The sequence below is a fragment of the Bordetella ansorpii genome, assembly GCF_900078315.1.
In the GTDB taxonomy this organism is placed as follows: domain Bacteria; phylum Pseudomonadota; class Gammaproteobacteria; order Burkholderiales; family Burkholderiaceae_B; genus Bordetella; species Bordetella ansorpii.
Genome location: NZ_FKBS01000002.1, coordinates 139673 through 165747, shown reverse-complemented (window position 1 = coordinate 165747; position 26075 = coordinate 139673). Strand labels below are relative to the sequence as shown.

23 protein-coding genes are annotated in these 26075 nt (G+C 66.6%); 18 read left to right on the top strand and 5 right to left on the bottom strand.

Translation table 11 applies throughout. The features are described 5' to 3' along the window. Positions 1–34: 34 nt before the first annotated feature. From A7W11_RS00730 to A7W11_RS00710, 5 genes are all read left to right on the top strand, one after another. Entirely contained in the window at positions 35–361 is a 327-nt protein-coding gene (locus A7W11_RS00730; RefSeq protein ID WP_066406441.1) for a YbaB/EbfC family nucleoid-associated protein, read from the top strand. Positions 362–406: 45 nt separating this feature from the next. Then, positions 407–1021, top strand: coding sequence for a recombination mediator RecR (recR, locus tag A7W11_RS00725; protein ID WP_066122857.1), 615 nt, complete (start codon positions 407–409; stop codon positions 1019–1021). 220 nt (positions 1022–1241) lie between these two features. Continuing rightward, entirely contained in the window at positions 1242–2273 is a 1032-nt protein-coding gene (locus A7W11_RS00720; protein WP_066406438.1) for an ABC transporter substrate-binding protein, read from the top strand. Next, positions 2266–3075: an ABC transporter ATP-binding protein gene (locus A7W11_RS00715; protein WP_066406437.1), complete on the top strand. Its 810-nt coding sequence runs from the start codon at positions 2266–2268 to the stop codon at positions 3073–3075. The genes A7W11_RS00720 and A7W11_RS00715 overlap by 8 nt, the downstream gene beginning before the upstream one ends. Positions 3076–3079: 4 nt before the next feature. Continuing rightward, complete coding sequence (locus A7W11_RS00710) at positions 3080–3874, top strand: ABC transporter permease (protein WP_066406436.1); 795 nt, start codon at positions 3080–3082, stop codon at positions 3872–3874. A gap of 190 nt (positions 3875–4064) precedes the next feature. On the opposite strand, the gene A7W11_RS00705 is transcribed toward A7W11_RS00710, so the two are convergent. Continuing rightward, entirely contained in the window at positions 4065–4829 is a 765-nt protein-coding gene (locus tag A7W11_RS00705) for an IclR family transcriptional regulator (RefSeq protein WP_066406433.1), read from the bottom strand. 296 nt (positions 4830–5125) lie between these two features. On the opposite strand from A7W11_RS00705, the gene A7W11_RS00700 reads away from it, so the two are divergent. The 6 genes from A7W11_RS00700 to A7W11_RS00675 are packed head-to-tail and all read left to right on the top strand — an operon-like array spanning position 5126 to position 13007. Continuing rightward, positions 5126–6448 carry an ArgE/DapE family deacylase gene (locus tag A7W11_RS00700; protein ID WP_066406429.1) on the top strand — a complete coding sequence of 441 codons (1323 nt, stop codon included), beginning with the start codon at positions 5126–5128 and terminating at the stop codon, positions 6446–6448. A 36-nt stretch (positions 6449–6484) separates the two neighbouring features. Then, positions 6485–8092: an ABC transporter substrate-binding protein gene (locus A7W11_RS00695; RefSeq protein ID WP_066406425.1), complete on the top strand. Its 1608-nt coding sequence runs from the start codon at positions 6485–6487 to the stop codon at positions 8090–8092. Beyond that, entirely contained in the window at positions 8089–9066 is a 978-nt protein-coding gene (locus tag A7W11_RS00690) for an ABC transporter permease (protein ID WP_066406420.1), read from the top strand. The genes A7W11_RS00695 and A7W11_RS00690 overlap by 4 nt, the downstream gene beginning before the upstream one ends. A gap of 47 nt (positions 9067–9113) precedes the next feature. Further along, positions 9114–9953 (top strand): ABC transporter permease, encoded by an 840-nt coding sequence (locus A7W11_RS00685; RefSeq protein ID WP_066406419.1) that lies wholly within the window; start codon positions 9114–9116, stop codon positions 9951–9953. Continuing rightward, on the top strand, positions 9953–11593 hold the full coding sequence (locus A7W11_RS00680; protein ID WP_066406415.1) for an ABC transporter ATP-binding protein: 1641 nt from the start codon (positions 9953–9955) through the stop codon (positions 11591–11593). The genes A7W11_RS00685 and A7W11_RS00680 overlap by 1 nt, the downstream gene beginning before the upstream one ends. Then, entirely contained in the window at positions 11583–13007 is a 1425-nt protein-coding gene (locus A7W11_RS00675) for an amidase (RefSeq protein ID WP_066406408.1), read from the top strand. The genes A7W11_RS00680 and A7W11_RS00675 overlap by 11 nt, the downstream gene beginning before the upstream one ends. A gap of 437 nt (positions 13008–13444) precedes the next feature. Here A7W11_RS00675 and tal read toward each other — a convergent pair whose 3' ends face one another. Continuing rightward, positions 13445–14392 carry a transaldolase gene (gene tal / locus A7W11_RS00670; protein ID WP_066406407.1) on the bottom strand — a complete coding sequence of 316 codons (948 nt, stop codon included), beginning with the start codon at positions 14390–14392 and terminating at the stop codon, positions 13445–13447. Positions 14393–14642: 250 nt separating this feature from the next. Here tal and carA point away from each other — a divergent pair, with 250 nt between their 5' ends. From carA to A7W11_RS00650, 4 genes are all read left to right on the top strand, one after another. After that, entirely contained in the window at positions 14643–15812 is a 1170-nt protein-coding gene (carA, locus tag A7W11_RS00665; protein ID WP_066406406.1) for a glutamine-hydrolyzing carbamoyl-phosphate synthase small subunit, read from the top strand. A gap of 13 nt (positions 15813–15825) precedes the next feature. After that, positions 15826–19071 carry a carbamoyl-phosphate synthase large subunit gene (gene carB, locus A7W11_RS00660; protein ID WP_066406405.1) on the top strand — a complete coding sequence of 1082 codons (3246 nt, stop codon included), beginning with the start codon at positions 15826–15828 and terminating at the stop codon, positions 19069–19071. Positions 19072–19185: 114 nt separating this feature from the next. Beyond that, positions 19186–20082, top strand: coding sequence for a lipid A hydroxylase LpxO (lpxO, locus tag A7W11_RS00655; RefSeq protein ID WP_066406401.1), 897 nt, complete (start codon positions 19186–19188; stop codon positions 20080–20082). Between the two features lie 94 nt (positions 20083–20176). Further along, the gene (locus A7W11_RS00650; protein WP_066406399.1) at positions 20177–20944 is read left to right on the top strand and encodes an SDR family oxidoreductase; all 768 of its coding nucleotides are present in this window, start codon (positions 20177–20179) and stop codon (positions 20942–20944) included. A gap of 34 nt (positions 20945–20978) precedes the next feature. Here the strand turns inward: A7W11_RS00650 and A7W11_RS00645 are convergent, their stop codons facing one another. After that, on the bottom strand, positions 20979–21620 hold the full coding sequence (locus A7W11_RS00645; RefSeq protein WP_066406397.1) for a histidine phosphatase family protein: 642 nt from the start codon (positions 21618–21620) through the stop codon (positions 20979–20981). Between the two features lie 152 nt (positions 21621–21772). Next, on the bottom strand, positions 21773–22096 hold the full coding sequence (locus tag A7W11_RS00640; RefSeq protein ID WP_066406396.1) for a FlxA-like family protein: 324 nt from the start codon (positions 22094–22096) through the stop codon (positions 21773–21775). Positions 22097–22259: 163 nt separating this feature from the next. Here A7W11_RS00640 and A7W11_RS00635 point away from each other — a divergent pair, with 163 nt between their 5' ends. Both A7W11_RS00635 and greA read left to right on the top strand, forming a co-directional pair. After that, positions 22260–23573, top strand: a complete 1314-nt coding sequence (locus tag A7W11_RS00635; RefSeq protein WP_066406395.1) for a solute carrier family 23 protein — start codon at positions 22260–22262, stop codon at positions 23571–23573. Between the two features lie 584 nt (positions 23574–24157). Beyond that, the gene (gene greA / locus A7W11_RS00630) at positions 24158–24634 is read left to right on the top strand and encodes a transcription elongation factor GreA (RefSeq protein ID WP_066406394.1); all 477 of its coding nucleotides are present in this window, start codon (positions 24158–24160) and stop codon (positions 24632–24634) included. A 116-nt stretch (positions 24635–24750) separates the two neighbouring features. On the opposite strand, the gene A7W11_RS00625 is transcribed toward greA, so the two are convergent. Beyond that, positions 24751–25347: a YhbY family RNA-binding protein gene (locus tag A7W11_RS00625; RefSeq protein ID WP_066406392.1), complete on the bottom strand. Its 597-nt coding sequence runs from the start codon at positions 25345–25347 to the stop codon at positions 24751–24753. An 18-nt stretch (positions 25348–25365) separates the two neighbouring features. Between A7W11_RS00625 and A7W11_RS00620 the strand changes: the two genes are divergently transcribed. Then, a complete protein-coding gene (locus A7W11_RS00620) occupies positions 25366–26007 on the top strand; it encodes an RlmE family RNA methyltransferase (protein WP_066406391.1) in 642 nt (213 codons plus the stop codon). Positions 26008–26075: the final 68 nt, after the last annotated feature.

The following is a 26075-nucleotide window of genomic DNA, read 5'->3' as shown; positions in this document are numbered from 1 at the left end:
CACGAATCGTTCCCTCCCTCAAGGAAGACAGATCATGATGAAGAATCAACTGGCCGGCCTGATGCGCCAAGCGCAGCAGATGCAGGAAAACATGAAGAAGGCCCAGGACGCCCTGGCCGACATCCTGGTCGAAGGCGCCTCGGGCGGCGGCCTGGTCAAGGTCACGATGAGCTGCCGCCACGACGTCAAGCGCGTGGCCATCGATCCCAGCCTGTTCGGCGACGACAAGGACATGATCGAAGACCTGGTCGCGGCCGCCTTCAACGACGCGCTGCGCAAGGCCGAAGCCACGTCGCAGGAAAAGATGGCGGGCGTCACCGCCGGCATGCCCATGCCCCCCGGCATGAAGCTCCCGTTCTAATCGCTGGCCGCCCGCGTGGCGGCTTCATGCGTCAACAGGCCTCAGATGGACTCCCAGCTTCCCGAGCCTCAACCCCTGGTCGCGCTGATCGAAGCGCTGCGGCGCCTGCCGGGCGTGGGCGTGCGCTCGGCCCGGCGCATGGCCTACCACCTGTTGCAGCACGATCTGCAAGGGGCCGACATCCTGGGCCGCGCCCTGTCCGGCGCGGTGCAGAACCTGCGTCACTGTGCGCGGTGCAACAGCTTTACCGAGGCCGACGAAGAGATCTGTTCGGTTTGCGCCAATCCCAAGCGGGATGCCTCGGTGTTGTGCGTGGTCGAGACGCCCGCCGACCAGAACATGATCGAGTCCAGCCACGGCTACCGCGGCCTGTACTACGTGCTGATGGGCCGCGTCGCGCCGCTGGAAGGAATCGGCCCGCGCGAGCTGGATTTCCAGCGCCTGATCGATCGCGCCGCCGACGGGGTGGTGCAAGAGGTCATCCTGGCCACCAACTTCACGGCCGAAGGCGAGACCACCGCGCACTTCGTCAGCGAGGCTCTGTCCGGCCTGGGACTGAAAGTCACCCGCCTGGCGCGTGGCGTGCCGGCGGGCAGCGAACTCGAATACGTGGACGCGGGCACCATCGCCTGGGCGCTGATGGAGCGCCGCGAGTCCTAGGCAGGGCCGCGCCGGACACCCGTCCGCCGCGTCCGGCCCGTTCCGCCTCTCCAAAGTCCCTTGTCTACGGGATCATCCCGAAGATCGCCCCCTGGGCGCTGCGGTATGATGCTGCGGCAATCGAAGCCGGCGCAGACCGGCAAACCGGTACGCAACTGCCCGTGGATCGTCCGGGCAAGTTGCCACGCCGCTTCGCGCGGCCCAACAGGAGACAACCCCCATGTCACTCACTCGTCGTGATCTGCTGAAGCTGGCCGGCGCCGCCGGTACGCTCAGCCTGGCCCCCGCCATCGTGCGCGCCCAGAAACTCGAGAAGTCCAGCGTCCAGATCGCCGTCGGCGGCAAGGCCCTGGTCTACTACCTGCCGCTGTCCATCGCCGAAGCGCGCGGCTACTTCAAGGACGAGGGTCTGAGCGTCAGCATCGCCGACTTCGCCGGCGGCTCCAAGGCCCTGCAGGCCGTGGTCGGCGGCAGCGCCGACGTCTGCTCGGGCGCCTACGAACACACCATCAACCTGCAATCGAAGGGCCAGTTCTACCGCGCCTTCGCGTTGCAGGGCCGCGCGCCGATGATCGTGCTGGGCGTGTCGTCCAAGATGGGCTACAAGACCCCGGCCGACCTGAAGGGCAAGAAGGTCGGCGTCACCGCCCCGGGCTCGTCGACCAGCATGCTGGTCAACTTCTTCCTGGCCAAGCACGGCATGAAGCCGTCCGACGTGGCCTTCATCGGCGTGGGCGCCGGCGCCGGTGCGGTCACCGCGTTGCGCAGCGGCCAGATCGACGCCATCGCCAACCTCGACCCCGTGATGTCCGCGCTGGAAACCGCGGGCGAGATCCAGGTCGTCCTCGACACCCGCAAACTGAAGGACACGGTCGATACCTTCGGCGGCAACATGCCGGCCGGCTGCCTGTACGCCTCGCAGGATTTCATCAGCGCCAACCCCAACACGGCCCAGGCGCTGACCAACGCCATCGTGCGCGCCGACAAGTGGATCGCCAAGGCCTCTCCGGATGAAATCGCCAAGGCCGTGCCCGCCAGCTACCTGCTGGGCGAGCCCGAGGTCTACAAGGCGTCGCTGACCAAGAGCAAGGAAGGCATCTCGCCCGACGGCTCGTTCCCCGCCGACGGCGCCCAGACCGCCCTGAAGGCGCTGCTGAGCTACGTACAGATGGACGAGTCCAAGATCGATCTGTCCAAGACTTTCACCAACGAGTTCGTCAAGCGAGCCAACGAGAAGTACGCCAATGGCTGATGCTGCACTGTCGCTCGAGGGCATCACCTGCACCTTCGCCGCTCGAGAGGGCGGCGGCAAGCGCTACACGGCGGTGCAGGACGCCACCATTGCCATCGCCCCGGGCGAGTTCGTCTCCGTGGTCGGTCCCACCGGCTGCGGCAAGTCCACCCTGCTGAACGTCGGCGCCGGCCTGCTGGCGCCGTCGTCCGGGCAGGTCAAGGTGTTCGGCAAGCCGCTCACCGGCATCAACGAGCGCGCCGGCTACATGTTCCAGGGCGAGGCGCTGCTGCCCTGGCGCAGCGCGCTGGACAACGTCACCGCGGGCCTCGAGTTCGCGGGCGTGGCGCGCGGCGAGGCCCAGCAGCGCGGCCGCGAATGGATGCGCCGTGTCGGCCTGGGCGGTTTCGAGGACCGCTATCCGCACCAGATGTCCGGCGGCATGCGCAAGCGCACCATGCTGGCGCAGACGCTGATCCGCGATCCCGACATCATCCTGATGGACGAGCCGTTCTCGGCGCTGGACATCCAGACGCGCCAGTTGATGGAGAACGAGGTCCTGGACCTGTGGATGGCCAAGCGCAAGGCGGTGCTGTTCATCACGCACGACCTGGACGAAGCCATCGCCATGAGCGACCGCGTGGTGGTGCTGTCGGCTGGTCCGGGCACGCATCCCATCGGCGAATTCGCCATCGATCTGCCGCGTCCCCGCGACGTGGCCGAAGTGCGCACGCATCCGCGCTTCGTCGAACTGCACGCCGCCATCTGGGACGTGCTGCGTGAAGAAGTCCTCAAGGGCTATGCCCAGCAGAAGCGAGCCTGAAGCCATGTCCAAGTCGTTCAAATCGGGTTCCGCCACGCTGCGCGTGTGGCAACTGGGCCTGCTGGTCCTCATCCTGGCCATCTGGCATTTCGCGTCGGCCAGCCCGCGTGTCTCGTTCTTCTTCGGCCAGCCGGCCGAGGTCGCCTCGCGTATCTGGAGCTGGTTCGTGGTCGAGGGCGACATCTACCGGCATCTGTGGATCACCCTGACCGAAACCGTGCTGGCCTTCGTCATCGGCACGGTCGCCGGACTGGGCGCGGGCCTTTGGCTGGGCCTGTCGCGCAAGGTCAGCGCCGTGCTCGACCCCTTCATCACCGCCGCCAACTCGATGCCTCGCGTCATCCTGGCGCCCATCTTCGGCATGTGGTTCGGCCTGGGCATCTGGTCCAAGGTGGCGCTGGCGGTCACGCTGGTGTTCTTCATCGTGTTCTTCAACGTGTACCAGGGTGTGCGCGAGGTCAGCCCCACGCTGCTGGACAACGCCCGCATGCTGGGCGCGCGCCGCCAGCAACTGCTGCGCCATGTCTACCTGCCGTCGGCCACCAGCTGGGTGTTCTCCAGCCTGCATACCTCGGTGGGCCTGGCCTTCGTGGGCGCGGTGGTGGGCGAGTACCTGGGCTCGGCCAGCGGCGTCGGTTACCTGATCCTTCAGGCCGAAGGCACGCTGGATGTGAACACGGTGTTTGCGGGCATCATCGTGCTGACGGCTTTCGCGCTGGTGTTGGACTACCTCGTCAGCGTGGGCGAGAAGCGCTTGATGAAGTGGCAGCCCAGATCGGGCGAGACCGAGAAGCTGTGACCCCTGTCCGGGCCGATGCGCGAGGCGCGCGCCGGTCCAGGCTTCCCTCGCGCGCGGGCTGTTCCTGAAACCCGCGTGCGGGATGCAACGCTCCCATCGTGGGAGCGTTTTCTTTTTAACGGGCCGGCGCCACGCTTTCCGGCCGGCTCGCCGTCATGCCGGCCGCGCATCAGTGCGGCCACAGGTCTCGTCAATGCTTGTCGCTGAGCGCCTGGGCCGCGTTGATCACCATCGGGCCGAAACGATGCGAGAACGCCTCCGGCGTCCATTGCGACAACTGGCCATAGATGTGGATCGCGGCGATGGGCAGGCCGTTGCGGTCCAGCACGGCGGCCGACACGGCCAGCTCACCCAGCAGCGATTCCTGCACCGTCTGCGCGAACCCGTTCGTACGCGCCTCCAGCACTTTTCGCCAAATGGCTTGCGGGTCGGTCAGGGTGTGGGGCGTGGCCGCCGCGAGGTCGGAGCGCGCCAGGATGTCATCGACCCGATCGTCGGACAGGTGCGCCATGATGGCCCGCCCGGCACATGAGCGATACACCGGCATGGTGCGGCCCACCAGCGTGGCGAAGTAATAGCGGCGCCGCGTCTGCCGGCGCAGCGCATAGACGATGTCCAGGTCGTCGTGCAGGCTCAGGTCCACGCCTTCGTCCGCATCCTGCTGCAGCTCGATCAGCACCGGGTTGGCGCGTTCGATCAAGGGGTTGCCGCGCAGGTAGTCGAAGGTGCGGTGCAGGATCTTCTTGCCCAGCACGTAGCCGCGCTGGTTGGGGCCGCGCTCCAGGTAGCCCAGCGCCACCAGCGTATGCAGCATGCGCAACGTCGAGTTGCGGTCCAGGTTCGAGATCTCGATCAGTTCGCTCAGGCTCAGGGGGCCAGGACGCACGCCGAAGGCTTCGAGGATGTCGAAGGCCTTGGCCACGGATTGGTTGAAACGGGTGTCCACGCTGCCCATGCATTTGTCTCTGTTGAATGTGATCGGGGTTGCCATCCAGCATGCGGCGCTGGATGCCCCTGTAGCCAGACCGCCACTTTAACGGTCCTTTCAGTTTCGGATCCTAGGGAAATCACCCCTTCCAGAAATGCGTTCAGGGGTTGATAGTCACTCCTATGATATCAATCATCGCTTCATAAGTATCATTATTTGATACTTATTGAAAGTGTATGCCTACGCCGGCCACCCGACGGGTGGATGCCGATCCAGTTTTTTGCCGAACGCCTTGCCCGCGTCGCGAGGCTTGGAGGGACGAAATGAGCGAAGTACAGGTGCGCAAGCTGACCGCGAGCGCCATCGAGGCCGCCGTCGACGGGTTGGAGCAGTACATGACCGACACCTTGTCGCGTTTCGTGCAGTGCCGCAGCCTGCCGGGGCAGGAAACGCCGGCCGCCGAATTCATGGAGGCCGAGCTGGCGAAGCTGGGCCTGCAAAGCGAGCGCATCGTGCTGCGCACCGAGGCCATCAAGGACCTGCCCCTGTACTCGCCTGCGTGCTGCCCCGATGGCGGTCGCTACAACGTGCTGGCCTGCCACCAGCCGCAGCAGGCCACGGGCCGCTCGGTGCTGTTCAACGGCCACCTGGACGTGGTGCCCACCGGGCCCGAAGAATTCTGGACCGAGTCGCCGTTCCAGGGCGGCCTGCACGACGGCTGGCTGTACGGCCGCGGCGCGGGCGACATGAAGGCCGGCATCGTCTGCGCGCTGGCCGCGTTCAAGGCGCTGCAGGACCTGGGCATGCAGCCCGCCGCCCAGGTGGGTTTCAACGGCGTGCTGGAAGAAGAGAACACCGGCAACGGCACGCTGGCCTCGGTGTCCGCGCTGCAGAGCGCCATCGGCGCGGCCAAGCTCACGTCCTTCGATGCCGTGCTGATTCCCGAGCCGACTCACGAAGGGATGATGTCGGCCCAGGTCGGCGTGTTCTGGATGTATGTGGACATCGTCGGCAAGCCGGCCCACGCCTCCCTGATGACCACCGGCATCAACCCCGTGGACATCGGCCTGCGCGTGATGGAGGCGGTCAAGCAGATCGAGCACGAGTGGAACCTGCCCGAGAACCGCCATCCGGCCTATCGCGAGCATGCGCATCCCATCAACTTCAATCTCGGTCAGATCCATGCGGGCGACTGGAACTCGTCGGTGCCCAGCGTGTGCACGCTGGGCCTGCGCCTGTCGTGCTATCCGGACATGCCCATCGAGACCGCCAAGGCGCGCATCGAGGCCGCCATCCGCCAGGTGGAGCAGGACGTGGCCCAGCCCGATACCCAATTCAGGATCCGCTACGAGGGCTTCAATGCGCCCGGTTGCGAGTACGACCTGGACGTGCCGGCCCTGCAGCTGCTGGCTGCCAAGCACCGGCACGTGACCGGCGAAGCGCCCAAGCCCGTGGCGCTGACGGGCACCACCGACGGGCGCCACTTCCATTTCATGATGGAAGCCCCCGTGACGTGCTACGGGCCCGTTTCGCGCAACTATCACGGCTTCAACGAAAGCGTCAGCGTGCAGAGCATGCTGCGCGTGGCCAAGACGTATGCGCTGTTCCTGAATGACTGGTGCGGCGTCGAGCCCCGGCTCGCCTGACACCGCCCATCCATCACGCCGATAACAGGGGAAATCATGCCGTTGGTCAACCAGGCCCGCCGGGCCATCGTCAAATGCGCGTTCGCCGTGGCCGCTGCCGCCACGATCATCAGTCCTTCCGTCCAGGCCGCCGAGACGCCGCAGTATGGCGGCGTGCTGACCGCCATCCTGCATCCCGAGCCGCCCAGCCTGAACCTGGCGGTGCAGCAGGTGGCCGGCACGCAGATGGTGGGCGGCAAGATCTTCGAGAGCCTGCTGACCTACTCCTTCGACCTCAAGCCCCTGCCCAGCCTGGCCAAATCCTGGGAGGTGTCGGACGACAAGCTCACCTACACCTTCCATCTGCAGACCGGCGTGACCTGGCACGACGGCAAGCCGTTCTCCGCCGACGACGTGGTGTTCTCGTACGAGAAAGTGCTGTCCAAGACGCCGCGCACGCGCGGCCTGATGGAGAACGTGGCGTCGGTCACCGCGCCCGATGCGAACACCGTGGTGTTCAAGCTGAAGGCGCCCTATGCCGCCTTCCTGTACGCGTTCGACATCGGCGGCGGCGCCATCCTGCCCAAGCACCTATACGACGTGGATACGCCCGTGGCGCAGAACCCGGCCAACAACCATCCCATCGGCACGGGCCCGTTCAAGTTCAAGAAGTGGGAGCGCGGCGCCTACATCGAACTGGTGAAGAACGAGAAGTACTGGAAGGAAGGGCGCCCGTATCTGGACGGCATCACCTACCGCGTGATCCCCGACTCGGCCTCGCGCCGCCTGGCCATCGAGCAGGGCACCGTGATGCAGGCCTGGCTGCAGGACCTGGAGCCCGTGGACGTGCCGCGCGTGGCCAAGCTGCCCAACATGGTCTACACCAACAAGGGCTACGAATACTGGTCGACGATGCAGTGGATCGAACTGAACAACGCGAAGGCGCCGTTCAACGACAAGCGCTTCCGCCAGGCACTGCTGTATGCGATCAACCGCAAGTTCATCGCCGAGAAGATCATGTTCGGCCAGGGCGTGGTGGCCACCGGCCCGATCCACCACAACACGCGCTTCTATGACGGCAATGTCAAGAAGTACGACTACGACCCCAAGAAGGCCATCGCGCTGCTCGACGAGATGGGCCTGAAGCCCAACGGCGACGGCGTGCGCGCCACTGTCAGCATGATCCCGCTGCCGTACGGCGAGATGCCGCGCCGCATGGCCGAGTACATCAAGCAGAACCTGTCCAAGGTCGGCATCGCGCTGACCTTGGAAAGCACGGACGTGGGCGGCTGGGTGTCGCGCGTGGGCGCCTGGGACTACGACATGGCGGGCAACGGCGTGTTCCAGTACGGCGACCCCGCCATCGGCGTGTCGCGCACCTACATGAGCAGCAACATCCGCAAGGGCGTGATGTTCAGCAATACCTCGCAGTACAGCAACCCGAAGGTCGACGAGCTGTTCACCAAGGCCGCCTCGGCCGGCGACGACGCCGAGCGCCAGAAGTACTACTCGGAAGTGCAGCGCATCCTGGTCGAGGATGTGCCGCTCTTGTGGATCGTCGACACCAACTACGGCACCATGCTGAACAAGCGCGTGCACGATGCCGTCACCACGGGCCTGGGCGTGGTCGGCAATTACGCCGATACGTGGCTGTCGAAAGAATGAGCAAGATCGCCGCCTTCCTGGGCAGGCGGGTCGTCAAGAGCATCCTGGTGCTCTTCATGATCGCCTTGTTCAACTTCTTCCTGGTGCGCGCGGCGCCCGGCGATCCGGCCGAGATCCTGGCCGGCCAGTCGGGTGCGGCGGATGCCGAGTACATCCAGAAGCTGCGGCAGGACTTCGGCCTGGACCAGCCCATTGCGGTGCAGCTGATGTCCTACCTGAAGCACGTCGCCGTCTTCGACCTGGGCTACTCGCACCGCCAGCAGGCGCCCGTGTCCACGCTGATCCTGAACCAGTTGCCGGCCACACTGCTGCTGGCGCTGACGTCCTTCGCCTTCGCCCTGCTGGCCGGCATGGCGCTGGGCATCCAGGCCGCGCTCAGGGTCGGGAAGTGGGGCGATACCGTCATCACCACGGTCGCGATGCTGGCCTACGCCACGCCGTTGTTCTGGGTGGGGCTGATGCTGGTGCTGGTGTTCTCGGTGCAACTGCAGTGGCTGCCTGCCTTCGGCTATGAAAGCGTCGGCACCTCGTTGACGGGCGTCGCGCGCTTTCTCGACATCGCCCGCCACCTGATGCTGCCCGCGATCACGCTGGGCCTGTTCTACATGGCCGTCTACACGCGGCTGACGCGCGCCTCGATGCTGGAGATCCGCCAGCTCGATTTCGTCAAGACCGCACGCGCCAAGGGGCTGTCCGAACGCACCGTCATCACGCGCCACGTGTTGCGCAACGCCTTGCTGCCGGTCATCACGTATGCCGGCATCCAGGCGGGGCACCTGATCGGCGGGGCATTGCTGGTCGAGACGGTGTTCGGCTGGCCCGGCATCGGCCGTCTGGCGTTCGACGCGCTGGTGCAGCGCGACTACAGCGTGCTGCTGGGCGTGTTCTTCATGGCGTCCATCGTGGTGGTCGTGGTCAACCTGATCACCGACATCCTCTACACGGTGGCCGATCCCCGGATCGAACTCAAATGAATCCGCAACCTCCGCTGCCGTTTCGGGGGCAGCCTGGCTGAGCCGACATGAACAATTTCTTCCACGCTTTCAGCCGCCACAAGGGCGGCATCATCGGCCTGATCGTGCTGGCGCTGGTGGCCGCGCTGGCGATATGCGCGGGCTGGCTGTTTCCGGACAGTCCCTGGGACATCATCAACGCCCCGTATATGCCGCCGCTGTCCGACGACGCCCTGCTGGGCACCGACACGCTGGGCCGCGACATCGCCACCGGCATCGCCTACGGCGCGCGGGTCACGCTGGTGCTGGCGGTGGTGTCCACCGCCGTCTCCATCCTGGTGGGCATCACCGTGGGCGCCGTCGCCGGCTTCTACGGCGGCAAGGTCGACCAGGTGATCGTCGGCTTCATCGAACTGTTCCAGACCATTCCGGGCTTCTTCCTGGCGGTGGTGCTGGTGGCGATCCTCACGCCCACCATCGGCACCGTCATCCTGGCGATCGCGCTGGTGTCGTGGCCGCCGCTGGCGCGGCTGGTGCGGGCCGAGTTCATGAGCATGAAACACCGCGAGTTCGTGCAGGCGGCGGTGCTCAGCGGCCAGTCCAATACCCGCATCATCCTCACGCAGATCCTGCCCAACAGCCTGTCGCCGGTGATCGTGTCGGGCTCGCTGATGGTGGCCAGCGCCATCCTGCTGGAATCCGCGTTGAGCTTCCTGGGCCTGGGCGATCCCAACGCGATGACCTGGGGCTACATCATCGGCGCCTCCCGCAGCGTCCTGCGCGATGCGTGGTGGATGAGCGTGTTTCCCGGCGTGGCCATCCTGGTGACCGTGCTGGCGCTGAACCTGGTGGGCGAGGCGCTGAACGATGCGCTCAATCCCAAGCTCGCCCGCAAGAGGACAAGCTGATGACCGCGCTTCTCGAAATCCGCGACCTGGTCGTGTCCGTGGTGCAGGACGGCCCCGACACGCCGGTGGTCAAGGGCATGTCGTACACCGTCAACGCCAACGAGATCCTGTGCGTGGTGGGCGAGTCCGGGTCGGGCAAGTCCGTCACGGCGCATGCCTTGATGGGCCTGCTGCCCGAGGGCGAACTGCGCGTGTCCGGCGGCAGCATCCGCTACCGCGACCGCGAGCTGGTCGGTTTGTCCCGCAAAGACTGGTACGGCCTGCGCGGCAAGTCGTTCGGCATGGTGTTCCAGGAACCGATGACGGCGCTGAACCCCATCATGCGCGTTGGCAGGCAGGTCGACGAGGTGCTGGAACGCCATACCGGCCTGTCCGCCCAGGCGCGCCGCGACAAGGTGCTGGCGTTGTTCCGCGACGTGATGCTGCCAGATCCCGAGCAACTGATCGACGCCTATCCCTTCCAGTTGTCGGGCGGCCAGCGCCAGCGCGTGGTGATCGCCATGGCACTGGCCATGGAGCCCGACATCCTTATCGCGGACGAGCCCACTACCGCGCTGGACGTGACCACGCAGGCGCAGATCCTGGCGCTCATCAAGGACATCCAGGCCCGGATGGGCATCGGCGTGATCTTCATCACCCACGACTTCGGCGTGGTGGCCGAGATCGCCGACCGCATCGTGGTGATGCGTCACGGCACCGTGGTGGAGCAGGGTGCCGCCGCCGATATCCTGAACCGGCCGCAGGCGGCTTACACGCGCCAACTGATTGCGGCCGTGCCGCACAAGCCCGAGGGCAAGGCCGTGGCCGAGCCCGCGCCGCCATTGATGACGGTGGACCGGCTGGGCAAGACCTTCCGCTCGTCCAATGGCCGCGAGGTCGATGCGCTGAAGGACATCTCGCTGACCATCCAGCAGGGCGAGACCCTGGGCCTGGTGGGCGAATCCGGGTCGGGCAAGTCCACGCTGGGCCGCACGCTGGTCGGGCTGATCCGTCCCGACCGCGGCAGCGTCAGGATCGATGGCCAGGAGCTGGTCGGCCTGACGCCCGCGCAATGGCGCGAGCACCGCCGCCAGATCCAGATGGTGTTCCAGGACCCGTATGCCTCGCTCAATCCCCGCCATCGCATCGTCGATGCCGTGGCGCAGGGGCCGATCGCCTTCGGCGAAAAGCGCGCCAAGGCCCTGGCCGATGCCCGTGAACTGCTGGAGCTGGTCGGCCTGGGCGGCGATGCCGGCGACCGCTATCCGCACCAGTTCTCGGGCGGCCAGCGCCAGCGCGTGGGCATCGCGCGCGCCCTGGCGCTGCGGCCGCGCCTGCTGGTGGCCGACGAGGCCGTGTCGGCGCTGGACGTATCGATCCAGGCGCAGGTCCTGGACCTGTTGAAGACCGTCAGCGGGCAGTTCGACCTGTCGATCCTGTTCATCACCCACGACCTGCGCGTCGCAGCCCAGATCTGCGACCGCATCGCCGTGATGCGGCAAGGCGAGCTGGTCGAGCTGGGCCGCGCCACCGATGTCTTCTATCGCCCGCAGCACGAATACACCCGCCGGCTGATCGAGTCGATTCCCGGCAAGCAATGGTCCAAGCCGGACTTTGCCCACCACGACACCGTTGAAGGAGCAGCAGTTCATGCAGCATGAAGAATACGAGTCCCTGGACGGCCTGGACATGGCGGCCCGCCTGGCGTCGGGCCAGACCACGCCCGAGGCGCTGATGCGCTGCGCCGTCGAGGTGGCCGGTCGCCGCGCGCCCGCGTTGAACGCGCTGTGCTACGAGCAGTACGAGGCCTCCGTCGAGCTGGCCAAGAACTGGCAGCCGCGCGGCGTGTTCGGCGGCATCCCGTTCCTGCTGAAGGACTCGGGCCTGCCGTCCCGGCGTTTCCCGTCCAGCCTGGGTTCGCGCCTGCTCAACGACACGAAGTACGACATCGACAGCACGCTGACCCAGCGTTTCGACCAGGCCGGCCTGATCGCCTTCGCGCGCACCACCGTGCCCGAGTTCTGCATGATGCCGACCACCGAGGCGGCGCGTAACGGCGCACCCACCCGCAACCCCTGGGACCTGACGCGATCCACCGGCGGTTCCAGCGGCGGCGCCGCGGCGGCCGTGGCCGCGCGCATCGTCCCCGTGGCGCACGGCAGCGACGGGGGCGGCTCGATCCGCATTCCCGCCGCCTGCTGCGGCGTGTATGGCCTGAAGGCCTCGCGCGGCCGCGTGCCCATGGGACCGTTGCGCGGCGAAGGGTGGGGCGGCATGGCCACCGACGGCGTGCTCAGCCTGACCGTGCGCGACACGGCGGCCGCCATGGACGCCATCTCGGGCTACGAAGCCGGCGCCCCCTACGCCGCGCCGTCCAAGGACGGCTCGTACCTGGACGCCATCGCCCAGGCGCCGAAGCCCCTGCGCATCGCGGTGTGGCGTTCGGCCTGGAACGACATCCCCATTGCCGCCGAGCCGTTGCAGGCCGTGCAGCACACGGCCGACCTGTTGCGCGCCCTGGGCCACACCGTGATCGATTCCGCGCCGCCCGCCATCGACTACGAAGGTTTCGTCCGCGCGCACGCCACCATCCTGGCCAGCAACATCGTGCTGTCCGTGGACACGCGCCTGTCGCTGACCGGCAAGTCCCTGCAGGCCGACGACCTCGAACCCGTGATGCTGTCCGGCTACGAGCTGGGCAAGACCATCCCGGCGACCGAATACATCGCCAGCATCAATCGCCTGCATGCCATCAGCCGGGCGATGGAAACCTACATGGCGGATTTCGACCTGGTGCTGGCGCCCGCGCTGACCGAATTGCCGCTGAAGCTGGGCGAGCTGTCGCAGCGGAATTTCATGGACCTGCGCAAGCGGGTGTCGCGCTATGCCACGTTCATGGCGGTATTCAATGCCTCGGGGCAGCCGGCGGCGAGCTTGCCTTTGTATGCCACTGCGCAAGGCGTACCGGTGGCGACGCAGTTGATCGGACGGTTTGGCCGGGAGGACCTGATCTTGCAGGTGTCGGCGCAGTTGGAGGGCGCGGATCCCTGGAGGTTGCGCAAGCCTGTGTTCTGAGTGTTCTTGTGGGGCTGCAGGTGCTTGTGGGGCGTCCGCCTCGCTGCCGTGGGTCCCTCCGGCCAAGTCGGTCGGCTCGGGCGCGCCATCAGGCGCCCTCGGCCCCGCTGCGCGGGGCTGCCCTCCCTCCAATTGGCCGGAGGGACCCACGGCAGCGAGGCGGACTCACAGTATCTTCCATCGCACGAAAACCCATGCACCGTCATTTGACGAATGGGCACGTGCATTGGATCGGGTTAGGAGCGCGACGAGCCCAAGACACCGTGAGTCCCGTGGGTCCGCGAGGCCGCGCCGGCCAATTGGAGGAGGGGACGTCTCGCGTAGCGAGACCGAGGGCGCCTGCTGGCGCGCCCGAGCCCGACGACTTGGCCGGTGCGGCCTCGTGGACCCACGGGACGCCCTACGAGCGATTGTTTTCAGCCCCTCTCCCGCAAGACTTAGCCCCGCTGCGCCTCGATCAGCGCATCCAGCTTCCTGCCATCGGCGACAAACGCCCGGATGCCTTCGGCCAGTTTCTCGCTGGCCATCGCATCCTCGTTCAACTGCGTGCGGAAGCTGACCTCGTCGGCATCGATGCGCGCGACCTCGCCCCCCTCGGCCGCGAGCGCCGCCGTCACGGTGCCCTCCGTGCCCGACAGCTCTTTCAGCAGCTCGGGGCTGATCGTCAGCAGATCGCAGCCCGCCAGCGCCAGGATCTGGCCTGAATTGCGGAAGCTGGCGCCCATCACCTCGGTCTCGATGCCGAAGTGCTTGAAATAACGGTAGATGCCGGCCACCGACTGCACGCCGGGGTCGTTGGCGCCTGCGCGGGCGGCCTCGTCCCACGATGCGCCGGCCGACTTCTTGTGCCAGTCGTAGATGCGGCCCACGAAGGGAGAGATCAGTTGCACGCCGGCCTCGGCGCACGCCACCGCCTGCGGCAGGCAGAACAGCAGCGTCAGGTTGCAGCGCACGCCCTCGGATTGCAGCACGCGGGCAGCCTGGATGCCTTCCCAGGTGGAGGCGATCTTGATCAGCACGCGCTCGCGGGCCACGCCGGCGGCTTCGTACAGGGCGATCAGGCCGCGGGCGCGCTCGATGGTGGCGCGGGTGTCGAACGACAGGCGCGCGTCCACCTCGGTGGAGACCCGGCCCGGCACGATGCCCAGGATCCGGGTGCCGAAGGCCACCAGCAGCCGGTCGGCCAGCTCGGCGGTCGGGGCGCCGCGGTGGGCTTGCACTGTCTCGGCCAGCAGCGGGCGGTAGGCGTCCTGCTGCACCGCCTTCAGGATCAGCGACGGGTTGGTCGTGGCGTCGGTGGGGCGCAGCGTGCGCATGACTTCGAAATCGCCGGTGTCGGCGACAACAGTGGTGTACTGGCGCAGGGAATCGAGCAGGCTGGTCATGGAAGCGGGTATGAGATCGGTTCGGAAGCCTATCGGAGGCGCCCTGGGGGCGCGCGAAGGCCGGCAGGCGCAGGAGCCCCCGGCAGGGATAGGGTACCTCAGTCGCATGACCCCGTTGCAAGCGCCGGCAGCGGTCCCGGCGGGGGAGAAATGGCCTATCTGGCCTTATCTGGCGCGGTTTTCCAGGGAAAAGCCCCGTTCGGGGTATAATCCGAAGGTTTGATTATCGATTTTGAAACCGGGGTTTACTGTGCTGCCGCAACTTTTTCCTGAGGGCTCCGATGGTGCCAACCGCCGCTACCCTCCTGCAATTCTGGCTTTGGCGGACGGTACCATTTTCCGCGGCGTATCGATAGGCGCGCCTGGCCACACGGTGGCCGAGGTGGTGTTCAACACCGCGATGACGGGCTATCAGGAAATCCTGACCGATCCCAGCTACAACGGCCAGATCGTCACGCTGACCTATCCCCACATCGGCAATACCGGCGTCAACACTGAAGACGTCGAAGCCAACCGTGTCTACGCCGCCGGACTGGTCGTCCGCGATTGCCCCGCGCGCGTGTCCAACTTCCGCGCCACGCAATCCCTGCCTGAGTACCTGGCTGCCCAGGGCATCGTCGCCATCGCCGGCATCGATACCCGCAAGCTCACCCGCATCCTGCGCGACAAGGGCGCCCAGGGCGGCTGCATCCTGGCCGGCGACGACGCCGAGCGCGCCGTCGAACTGGCGCGCGGTTTTCCCGGCATGACCGGGCAAGACCTGGCCAAGGTCGTGTCGCTGAAGGAAAGCCAGCCCTGGACGGGCGGCACCTGGCAGCTGGGCGAAGGATTCACTGCGCCCGACCAGACCCGTTTCCATGTCGTGGCCTACGACTTCGGCGTCAAGCACAACATCCTGCGCCTGATGGCCGACCGCGGCTGCCGCATCACGCTGGTCCCGGCGCAAACCCCCGCCGAAGAGGTCCTCAAGCTCGATCCCGATGGCCTGTTCCTGGCCAACGGCCCTGGCGATCCCGAGCCCTGCGACTACGCCATCACGGCGGCCCGCGCGTTCCTGGACCGCAAGCTGCCGGTCTTCGGCATCTGCCTGGGTCACCAGATCATGGGCCTGGCCGTGGGCGGCAAGACCATCAAGATGAAAACCGGCCACCACGGCGCCAACCACCCGGTGCAGGACGTGCAGTCGGGCCGTGTCTTCATCACCAGCCAGAACCACGGCTTCGCGGTCGACGCCGCCAGCCTGCCGGCCAACACGCGCGTCACGCACGTGTCGCTGTTCGACGGCACGCTGCAGGGTTTCGAGCTGACCGATCGCCCCGCGTTCTGCTTCCAGGGCCACCCCGAGGCCAGCCCCGGCCCGCACGACATCGTCGAACTGTTCGACAAGTTCATCAGCCTGATGGCCGGCCCGCAGCAATAAAAGATTCCACGATATGCCCAAGCGTACAGACATAAAGAGCATCCTCATCATCGGCGCCGGCCCCATCATCATCGGGCAGGCCTGCGAGTTCGACTACTCCGGCGCGCAAGCGTGCAAGGCGCTCAAGACCGAGGGTTACCGGACCATCCTGGTCAACAGCAACCCCGCCACGATCATGACGGACCCGGAAACGGCCGACGTCACCTACATCGAGCCCATCACCTGGCAGGCCGTCGAGAAGATCATCGAGCGTGAAAAGCCCGATGCGCTGCTGCCCACCATGGGCGGCCAGACCGCGCTGAACTGCGCCCTCGACCTGGCTCACAACGGCGTGCTGGCCAAGCACGGCGTCGAGCTCATCGGCGCCAACGAGCACGCCATCGAAAAGGCCGAAGACCGCCAGAAGTTCAAGCAGGCCATGACCGACATCGGCCTGGAATCGGCCAAGTCGGGCGTCGCCCACACCATGGACGAGGCCTGGGAAGTCCAGCGCCGCATCGCCGCTGAAATCGGCACGTCCGGCTTCCCCGCGGTCATCCGCCCCAGCTTCACCATGGGCGGATCGGGCGGCGGCATTGCCTACAACGCCGAAGAATTCGAAACCATCTGCCGCCGTGGCCTGGAAGCTTCGCCGACCAGCGAACTGCTGATCGAAGAGTCGCTGCTGGGCTGGAAGGAATTCGAGATGGAAGTGGTCCGCGACAAGGCGGACAACTGCATCATCGTCTGCTCGATCGAAAACCTCGATCCCATGGGCGTGCATACCGGCGATTCCATCACCGTGGCGCCTGCCCAGACGCTGACGGACAAGGAATACCAGATCATGCGCAACGCGTCGATCGCGGTCCTGCGCGAGATCGGCGTGGACACCGGCGGTTCGAACGTGCAGTTCGCGGTCAATCCCAAGAACGGCCGCATGATCGTCATCGAGATGAACCCGCGCGTGTCGCGTTCGTCGGCGCTGGCCTCCAAGGCCACCGGCTTCCCCATCGCCAAGGTCGCCGCGCGCCTGGCCGTGGGCTACACGCTGGACGAGCTGCGCAACGAGATCACCGGCGGCGCGACCCCGGCCTCGTTCGAGCCCACCATCGACTACGTCGTCACCAAGGTGCCGCGTTTCGCATTCGAGAAATTCCCGACCGCCGACGCCCGCCTGACCACCCAGATGAAGTCCGTGGGTGAAGTCATGGCCATCGGCCGCACGTTCCAGGAGTCCTTCCAGAAAGCCCTGCGCGGCCTGGAAGTCGGCGTGGACGGCCTGAACCAGAAGACCACCGACCGCGAGCGCCTGCAGGTCGAACTGGGCGAACCCGGCCCCGAGCGCATCTGGTACGTGGGCGACGCCTTCGCCCAGGGCTTCACGCTCGATGAAGTGCACAACCTCACCAGCATCGATCCGTGGTTCCTGGCCCAGATCAAGGAAATCGTCGACATCGAGCTGGCGCTCGAACAGAAGACGCTGGCCGACCTGGACTACGCCACGCTGTGGGAACTGAAGCGCCGCGGTTTCTCCGACCGCCGCCTGGCCTACCTGCTGGATTCGGCCGAGTCCGAAGTCCGCAAGCTGCGCCACCAGCTCAACGTGCGTCCGGTCTACAAGCGCGTCGACACCTGCGCCGCCGAATTCGCCACCCGCACCGCTTACATGTACTCGACCTACGAGGAAGAGTGCGAATCGCAACCCACCGACCGCAAGAAGATCGTGGTCCTGGGTGGCGGTCCGAACCGCATCGGCCAGGGCATCGAGTTCGACTACTGCTGCGTGCACGCCGCGCTGGCGCTGCGCGAAGACGGGTACGAGACCATCATGGTCAACTGCAACCCGGAAACCGTGTCCACCGACTACGACACCTCCGACCGCCTGTACTTCGAGCCGCTCACGCTCGAAGACGTGCTGGAGATCGTCCACAAGGAAAACCCGGTCGGCATGATCGTGCAGTACGGCGGCCAGACCCCGCTGAAGCTGGCGCGCGCCCTGGAAGCCAACGGCGTGCCCATCATCGGCACCAGCCCCGAATCCATCGACATCGCCGAAGACCGCGAGCGTTTCCAGAAGCTGCTGAACAAGCTCGGCCTGCGCCAGCCGCCCAACCGCACCGCGCGCACCGAGAACGAAGCCCTGTCGCACGCCACCGAAATCGGTTATCCCCTGGTCGTGCGTCCCAGCTACGTGCTGGGCGGCCGCGCCATGGAGATCGTGCACGAGCAGCAAGACCTCGAGCGCTACATGCGCGAGGCCGTCAAGGTCAGCAACGACTCCCCCGTGCTGCTCGACCGCTTCCTGAACGACGCCATCGAAGTGGACGTCGACTGCCTGGCCGACGGCGAAACCGTCTTCATCGGCGGCATCATGGAGCACATCGAGCAGGCCGGCGTGCACTCCGGCGACTCGGCATGCAGCCTGCCGCCGTACTCGCTGTCGGCCGAGGCCGTCGCCGAGATCAAGCGCCAGACCGCCGTCATGGCGAAGGCGCTGAACGTCAGCGGCTTGATGAACGTGCAGTTCGCCATCCAGAACGGCGACGTCTACGTGCTGGAAGTGAACCCGCGCGCCTCGCGCACGGTGCCCTACGTGTCCAAGGCCACCGGCCTGCAACTGGCCAAGATCGCCGCGCGCGCCATGGCCGGCCGCACACTGGCCCAGCAAGGCATCACCCGTGAAGTCGTGCCGTCCTACTTCTCCGTGAAGGAAGCGGTGTTCCCGTTCGTCAAGTTCCCCGGCGTGGACACCATCCTCGGACCGGAAATGAAGTCGACCGGCGAAGTCATGGGCGTGGGCACCAGCTTCGGCGAAGCCTTCGTCAAGTCGCAACTGGCCGCCGGCGTGCGCCTGCCCGAGTCCGGCACGGCCTTCATCAGCGTGAAGAACCAGGACAAGGTCCGCGCGGTCGACGTGGCGCGCGGCCTGCACAACCTGGGCTTCAAGCTGACGGCCACGCGCGGCACCGCCGCGCAGATCGAGGCCGCCGGCATCCCGGTGCAGGTGGTCAACAAGGTCACGGAAGGCCGCCCGCACATCGTCGACATGGTCAAGAACGGCGAAATCTCGCTGGTGATCAACACCGTCGAGGAACGCCGCAACGCCATCGTCGATTCGCGCACCATCCGTACGCAGTCGCTGGCCAACCGTGTTACCTTCTTCACCACCATCGCCGGCGCGCGCGCTGCCGTGGAAGGCATGCAGTACATGCGCCAGGGGGGCGGCCTGCAGGTCTACCCGCTGCAGGAACTGCACGCCGGATTGCCCAAGCAGTCGTAAGGCTGGGCCAAGCCGGGGTTCCTGCGGGAACCCCGGTTCGTTTGCTGTGGTCGTAGTGGCCGTCTTTGTATAACCGCGGCATGGCATGGGCCATGCGCCTGGCGGGAGTTACTCATGAAATGGTTCATTCTTGCCCTGTTCGTGGTCTGCGCCACCCTGGTGCACTTCCGCGGGCGCGTGCGCCATCGCTTTGCCCGGCAGGCGCTGGACCACTCCACCTTTACCGCCCCGATCAACGTCTTCATGTACGCGTTCTCGCGCGTGCCGAACAAGCCGTACATCGAACTGGAAGAGTTTCCCGAGCTGGCGCCCCTGATGGCCCGCTGGCAGGACATCCGCGCCGAGGCCGAGCAACTGTTCGGCGAAGGGCACATCAAGGCGGCGGCGGGCTATACCGATGCCGGCTTCAATTCGTTCTTCAAGAGCGGCTGGAAGCGGTTCTACCTGAAGTGGTATGACACCGACCATCCCTCGGCGCGTGCGCTGTGTCCCGTCACCACCGAGCTGCTGGCGGGCATTCCCGGCATCAAGGGCGCCATGTTCGCGGCCCTGCCGCCGGGCAGCAAGCTGCCGCGCCACCGCGATCCGTACGCGGGATCGCTGCGTTTCCACATGGGCCTGATCACGCCCAATAGCCCCGAGTGCTACATCAACGTCGACGGCCAGAGCTACCACTGGCGCGACGGCGAGGCCGTGGTGTTCGACGAGACCTTCATCCACTACGCCGAGAACCGCACCGACCAGAACCGGATCATCCTGTTCGCCGACGTCGAGCGGCCGATGAAGTACCGCTGGACGCAGTGGGTCAACCATTTCTTCGCCACGGTGCTGCTGCGCTCGGCCACCTCGCCCAACCAGGAGGGCGACCGCACCGGCGGCATCAACCGCATCTTCGGCGGCGTATACGCCTTCCGTCGTTTCGGCAAGCGCATCAAGAAGTACAACCAGACGCTCTACTACGTGCTGAAGTGGGCGCTGGTGCTGGGCATCCTGGCCCTGATCTTCCTGTAACCGGTCTTCCTGTACATTCGCTGCTTTCGGGTGCCGTTCGCGGCGCAGCCTGCCGGCGGATGCCTGGCCATCACGGCGGCGACAGGAGATCCTCGTGACGCAGAATATTTTCATCACCGGCGCCAGCAGCGGCCTGGGCCTCGCTCTGGCGCGGCGCTATGCAGCGGGCGGCGCCACACTGGGCCTGGTGGGCCGGCGCGCCGATGCCCTGCAGAACCTGGCCGCCTCGCTGCCCGGCGCCCATCATTGCTACCCGCTGGACGTGCGCGACCGCCCGGCGCTGCATCAAGCCGCCGCCGATTTCCTGGCGAAATGCGCGGGCAAGGTGGACGTGGTGGTGGCCAGCGCTGGCATCAGCGCGGGCACCGTCACCGGAGAGCTCGAAGACTACGAAGTCTTCGAGGCCATCTTCGCCACCAACGTGCTGGCCACGATGTCCACCTTCGAGCCTTTCATCGAACCCATGCGCGCCGCGCGCGGCGGCCGGCTGGTCGGCATCGCCAGCGTGGCGGGCATCCGCGGGCTGCCGGGGGCGGGTGCGTACAGCGCGTCGAAGTCGGCGGTGGTCACGTATTGCGAAAGCCTGCGGCTGGAGCTGGCCGGCAGCGGCGTGCAGGTCGTCACCATCGCGCCGGGCTACATCAAGACCGCGATGACGGCGCACAATCCTTATCGCATGCCGTTCCTGATGGAAGCCGATGCCTTTGCGCTGCGCGCGCATGATGCCATCGCGCGCGGCGCCTCGTATACGGTCATCCCGTGGCAGATGGGCGTGGTGGCCAAACTGATGCGGCTGCTGCCCAATGCCGTATATGACCGGCTGGCGCGCAACGCGCCTCGCAAGCCACGCAAGGGCGCGTGACGGGGCGCATGCCAGGCGCCGCGCCGCATTCCGATCAGACCACGTCGTCCTTGGCCAGTTCGGCCATGTGGTCCACGTCGCCCCAGCCGATCACCTGCCAGCGGCCGTTTTCCACGCTGACGCGGTTGATGCTGGCATTGAGCATCGGGGTGTCGCGCGGACCGTTCAGCGGCAGACCCTTGGCGTGGCGCCAGATGATGTCCAGCACGCCGCCGTGGGTGAACGCCAGGACGCGTTCGCCAACATGGCGCGGGGCGATGTCGTCCACCGAGGCCACGATCCGGGCCTGGAACTGGCCCAGCGTCTCGCCGCCTTCCAGTGCGCGCGCCGGGTCGCGGCTTTTCCAGGCCGCGGCCGCCTCGGGCGCCTTTTCATCCAGCGTGTCGTAGGACAGTCCTTCCAGCACGCCGAAGCCGCGTTCGCGCAGGCCGGGCTCTGTGCGCACGCGCAGGCCCAGCCGTTCCGAGGCGGGCAGGGCGGTGTCATGGGCACGCTGCAGATCGCTGCTGTAGATCGCCGCGAAGGGCGTTTGCAGGGCTTCCGCCTCGAGGCGGTCCGCCACCAGGGCAGCCTGGTTGATGCCCAGCGGATTCAGCGGGGTGTCCTGCCAGCCTTGCAGGCGGCGCTCCAGGTTCCAGGCAGTCTCGCCGTGGCGGATGAACCAGAATTCAGTCATGCGTGATCGTCCACGCGGGAGGGTGATGTCGCGGCGTCCCGCGGCGCCGTCCGGCGCGCCCGCCGCGCCGCAGCCGGCAGCTTAGCGCGGCTGCGACTACCCGCCAAATGCCGGCCTCAGCCTTGCGAGCACTGCAGACTGGCCAACGGCCCTCAGGCCGTGATGCCCTGCTGTGTCGAGGCGGCTTGCAGCTTCTGGTTTTGCAGGGTCTGGATCTGGCCCTGGAGGGCCGTGGCCTGGGCATTGAGCGCCTGCAACTGGGTGGCCTTCTGCTCGTCGGTGGCCTGGCTCGCCTCGACCCGCTTGATCTGCTGCATCAGGCGTTCCAGCTGGCGCTGCAACTGCGCGATGGCCTTGTCGGTATCGTCCTGGCTGTCGGTGGCGGCGCCGGCCCGGCCTGCCGGGCGGGCGCCCGCGCTGGCGCCTGCATAGGGGTTGGACGTGGCGAGATTCGTGGTGATCGCAGAGATGGCCATGGCGGCTCCGGAAAAAGGTGACGTACTTTACCCGTCTACGGCGTCATTGGCACCGACTTAATGTCCCGGAATGCAATCCTACCGGCCACCGGCCATTAGCCCTTAAACTGGCGCCCGCCTGGCCGCCATCACCCATAAATAGCCCAGAACATACGGGGGTTCCATGTCCGATTCCTACTTTCCGCGCTGGCGCGTGGTCACCGATCCCGCGCCGGGCGCCGTCATCGCGCCCGACGAGCGCCTGTCCTGGTCCAAGAACGTCGCCATGGGGGCCCAGCACGTGGTCGCCATGTTCGGCTCGACCGTGCTGGCGCCGCTGCTGATGGGCTTCGACCCCAACGTCGCGATCCTGATGTCGGGCATCGGCACGCTGATCTTCTTCCTGTTCGTGGGCGGCCGCGTGCCGAGCTACCTGGGTTCCAGCTTCGCCTTCATCGGCGGGGTGGTGGCCGTGACGGGTTACGCGGGCGGTGGCCCCAACCCGAACATCGGCGTGGCGCTGGGCGCCATCATCGCCTGCGGCCTGGTCTATGCGTTGATCGGCGTGGGCGTGTCCGTGGCCGGCAAGCGGGCCGCCGGCTGGATCGAGGCGCTGATGCCGCCGGTGGTCACGGGCGCGGTGGTCGCGGTGATCGGCCTCAACCTGGCCCCCATCGCCGCCAAGGGCGCGATGGGCCAAGGCACCTTCGATGCCGTCATGGCGCTGGTCACCATCGTCTGCGTGGGCGGTATCGCCGTGTTCACGCGCGGCATGGTGCAACGCCTGTTGATCCTGGTCGGGCTGGTGCTGGCCTGCGTCATCTATGCGATCTGCGCCAATGGCCTGGGAATGGGCAAGCCCATCGACTTCTCCGGCGTGGCCGCGGCAGCGTGGCTGGGCTTGCCGCACTTTGCCGCGCCGGTCTTCCAGGCCGATGCCATGGGCCTGATCGTCCCCGTGGCCATCATCCTGGTCGCCGAGAACCTGGGGCACGTCAAGGCGGTCAGCGCCATGACCGGCCGGGATATGGACCGCTACCTGGGCCGCGCCTTCATCGGCGACGGTGTGGCGACTATGGTCTCCGGCGCCGTGGGCGGCACGGGCGTCACCACCTATGCCGAGAACATCGGCGTGATGGCGGTCACCCGCATCTATTCCAGCATCGTGTTCGTCATCGCCGCGCTCATCGCCATCGCCCTGGGCTTCTCGCCCAAGTTCGGCGCGCTGATCCAGACCATACCCGGCCCCGTGCTGGGGGGCATGTCGGTCGTGGTGTTCGGCCTGATTGCCATCGCCGGCGCGCGCATCTGGGTGGTGAACCGCGTCGATTTCAGCGACAACCGCAACCTGATCGTGGCGGCCGTCACCCTGGTGCTGGGCGCGGGCGACTTCACCCTGAAGCTGGGAGGCTTCCTGCTGGGCGGCATCGGCACCGCCACCTTCGGCGCGATCATCCTGTACGCGCTGCTGCGCGGCGGCGCGCGCCGTCCGGAATAGGGCGGTTCGCGGCTCGCGGGGCATGGCCTGCCGCGGCCAGCGAAGCCGTCGCGCAGGCTGCGCGCCGGGCGATCGGCGAGGCGGCGCATCCCTTGTGCCAGCCGTTCCGGGCTGGCCTGGATGCCCTCCGGAATTCGGCGCACGCACGGGGGCAAGTGGTTGCCAGCGACACGGGCCGTGCACATTTACCTTTCTTTATGTGTTCGTTGGGCCCCGTCCACCGGGGCATGCAGGGACGGCCCTTGCAATTCCCCCGGACTTTGACCACAATGAGGTTTGATCTGCCCCGGTTCCGACCCGAGCCGGGGTTTTGTTTTGGTCGACGCCCAGCCGCCTGGACAGCAACCGCATCGTCATTGCGTGTCGCTGCCATCCGTAGCCCACGCTACGCGGCCGGTACGATCCATAAAGAGGGGACATAACACCGCGTTCGCCGGCCATGCGCCTGCGCCGCCCCTCTTTTGGATTTTCACTCGTCCGGTACAGCGGCAGGTTTCCCAGCGAAACCCGCCAGGCGGTCCGCTCGGCCTTTCACTCAGAAACGCTCCATCGGGGGCGTTTTCTACTTTTGTTTGGGAAACGACATGGCTGCCATTCCATTGACTGTGCGCGGGGCGGAGCGCTTGAACCAAGAGTTGCACAGGCTCAAGACTGTCGAGCGCCCGTCCGTCATCAATGCCATCGCCGAAGCGCGTGCGCAGGGTGATCTGTCGGAAAACGCCGAGTACGACGCCGCGCGCGAGCGCCAGGGCTTCATCGAAGGCCGTATCGCCGAACTGGAAGGTACGCTGTCCAACGCCCACCTGATCGACCCGGCCGCCGTCGAGAGCGAAGGCCGCGCCGTGTTCGGCGCCACGGTCGAGATCGAAGACCTGGAATCCGGCGACCGCCTGACCTACCAGATCGTGGGCGATGTCGAGGCCGACATCAAGTCGAACCTGATCTCGGTGTCCAGCCCGGTGGCGCGCGCCCTGATCGGCAAGTCCGAAGGCGACGTTGTGGAAGTGAAGGCGCCGTCCGGCGTGCGTGAATACGAAGTGATCAACGTGCGCTATATCTGAGCGCAACGCGGGCCGGACAGGCGCTGTCTTGCGCCGCCGGCCCCCAGGCTGTCAGGCCCGGCGCGTAGCCGGGCGTCTTGCGGGGCAGGGCAGCCGCCCCACCCATCCGGATAGGATTATTTCTTGACGGTCCTGCTGGTCTTGCGGGCGGGACCGGTGGCGCTGCGGCGGGCGCCGGCGCGCAGGCTGAGCGCGCTGCCTGCACGGCGCGGCACGCCATGAGCGGGCGCCTTGCGGGTGCTGGGACGAGCCGGACGGCCGGCCTGCAGCGCATTGCGCGAAGGACGTGCCGGGGTTTCGTCTTCGTCCGTGCGGCGGGGGGCGCGACCCTTGGTGACGCGCTTGCCTTCGGCGGCCAGCTTCTTGGGCGTGTACGGTTCGGACGCCTTGCGCTTGGGGGCCTGGTCATCGTCGCGGGCCACGGGCTTCACGTTGCCGGGTTGGCGGCGATACAGGATCAAGGTCTTGCCCAGATGGTGCACTGCGGCGCAGGACAGCGTGTCGCAGATGGTGGCGAGCATGGCCTCGCGCGCTTCGCGGTCGTCGCCGCCGGCGCGAACCTTGATCAGGCCGTGCGCGTTCAGGGCCGAGTCGATCTCCTTGAGAACGGCTTCGGTCAGGCCGTTGTCACCGATCAACACGACCGGCCGCAGCGGGTGGGCCGCGGAACGCAGTTCACTGCGTTCGCGAGAGGTAAGTTCTAATATAGGCATGCGTGGAATTGTACGGGAATGGCCAAGAATAAATTTTCCAAAGACTGGATTCACCAGCACATCAACGATCCGTACGTCAAACTGGCGCAACAGAAAGGGTACCGGGCTCGAGCGGCGTTCAAGCTGATCGAGATCGCCGACACCGAGAAACTGTTGCGCCGGGGCGACGTGGTCGTCGACCTGGGGTCGGCGCCGGGCAGTTGGTCGCAGGTGGCGCGCGAGCGCCTGGCCGGTCCGGGCGGCGTCGTCGACGGCCGCATCATCGCGTTGGACATCCTGCCGATGGACCCCATCGCGGGGGTGGAATTCATCCAGGGCGACTTCCGTGAAGACGCCGTTCTCGAGCAATTGAACGAATTGGTCGGATCGCAGGCGGTAGACCTTGTAATTTCCGACATGGCCCCCAACCTGTCCGGAGTCGGCGTGGCGGACTCGGCTCGCATCCAACATTGCTGCGATCTGGCGCTGGAGTTTTCCTGCGCGCATCTCACGCCCGACGGCGCCCTGATCGTGAAGGCGTTCCATGGCAGCGGGTTCTCGCAGATCGTGGAATCCTTCAAGCAGCGGTTCCGCCGGGTGGTCGAGCGCAAGCCCAAGGCGTCGCGGGACAAGTCCTCCGAAACCTTCCTGGTCGGTCGCTATCTGAAGCAACACGCGTAACCGGACGCGCGCGGGTCGTCCGGTATTTGTAACCGCTGCAAGAGGTTTTTATCGCCGGGTCCGTCCCG

Coding starts and splice junctions, on each gene's coding strand:
- greA (WP_066406394.1), top strand. CDS start 24,158: ATGGCTGCCATTCCATTGACTGTGCGCGGGGCGGAGCGCTTGAACCAA.
- A7W11_RS00680 (WP_066406415.1), top strand. CDS start 9,953: ATGACCGCGCTTCTCGAAATCCGCGACCTGGTCGTGTCCGTGGTGCAG.
- A7W11_RS00710 (WP_066406436.1), top strand. CDS start 3,080: ATGTCCAAGTCGTTCAAATCGGGTTCCGCCACGCTGCGCGTGTGGCAA.
- A7W11_RS00635 (WP_066406395.1), top strand. CDS start 22,260: ATGTCCGATTCCTACTTTCCGCGCTGGCGCGTGGTCACCGATCCCGCG.
- A7W11_RS00700 (WP_066406429.1), top strand. CDS start 5,126: ATGAGCGAAGTACAGGTGCGCAAGCTGACCGCGAGCGCCATCGAGGCC.
- A7W11_RS00645 (WP_066406397.1), bottom strand. CDS start 21,620: ATGACTGAATTCTGGTTCATCCGCCACGGCGAGACTGCCTGGAACCTG.
- A7W11_RS00705 (WP_066406433.1), bottom strand. CDS start 4,829: ATGGGCAGCGTGGACACCCGTTTCAACCAATCCGTGGCCAAGGCCTTC.
- A7W11_RS00640 (WP_066406396.1), bottom strand. CDS start 22,096: ATGGCCATCTCTGCGATCACCACGAATCTCGCCACGTCCAACCCCTAT.
- A7W11_RS00695 (WP_066406425.1), top strand. CDS start 6,485: ATGCCGTTGGTCAACCAGGCCCGCCGGGCCATCGTCAAATGCGCGTTC.
- A7W11_RS00720 (WP_066406438.1), top strand. CDS start 1,242: ATGTCACTCACTCGTCGTGATCTGCTGAAGCTGGCCGGCGCCGCCGGT.
- A7W11_RS00685 (WP_066406419.1), top strand. CDS start 9,114: ATGAACAATTTCTTCCACGCTTTCAGCCGCCACAAGGGCGGCATCATC.
- lpxO (WP_066406401.1), top strand. CDS start 19,186: ATGAAATGGTTCATTCTTGCCCTGTTCGTGGTCTGCGCCACCCTGGTG.
- A7W11_RS00715 (WP_066406437.1), top strand. CDS start 2,266: ATGGCTGATGCTGCACTGTCGCTCGAGGGCATCACCTGCACCTTCGCC.
- A7W11_RS00620 (WP_066406391.1), top strand. CDS start 25,366: ATGGCCAAGAATAAATTTTCCAAAGACTGGATTCACCAGCACATCAAC.
- A7W11_RS00675 (WP_066406408.1), top strand. CDS start 11,583: ATGCAGCATGAAGAATACGAGTCCCTGGACGGCCTGGACATGGCGGCC.
- A7W11_RS00690 (WP_066406420.1), top strand. CDS start 8,089: ATGAGCAAGATCGCCGCCTTCCTGGGCAGGCGGGTCGTCAAGAGCATC.
- carB (WP_066406405.1), top strand. CDS start 15,826: ATGCCCAAGCGTACAGACATAAAGAGCATCCTCATCATCGGCGCCGGC.
- recR (WP_066122857.1), top strand. CDS start 407: ATGGACTCCCAGCTTCCCGAGCCTCAACCCCTGGTCGCGCTGATCGAA.
- A7W11_RS00625 (WP_066406392.1), bottom strand. CDS start 25,347: ATGCCTATATTAGAACTTACCTCTCGCGAACGCAGTGAACTGCGTTCC.
- A7W11_RS00730 (WP_066406441.1), top strand. CDS start 35: ATGATGAAGAATCAACTGGCCGGCCTGATGCGCCAAGCGCAGCAGATG.
- tal (WP_066406407.1), bottom strand. CDS start 14,392: ATGACCAGCCTGCTCGATTCCCTGCGCCAGTACACCACTGTTGTCGCC.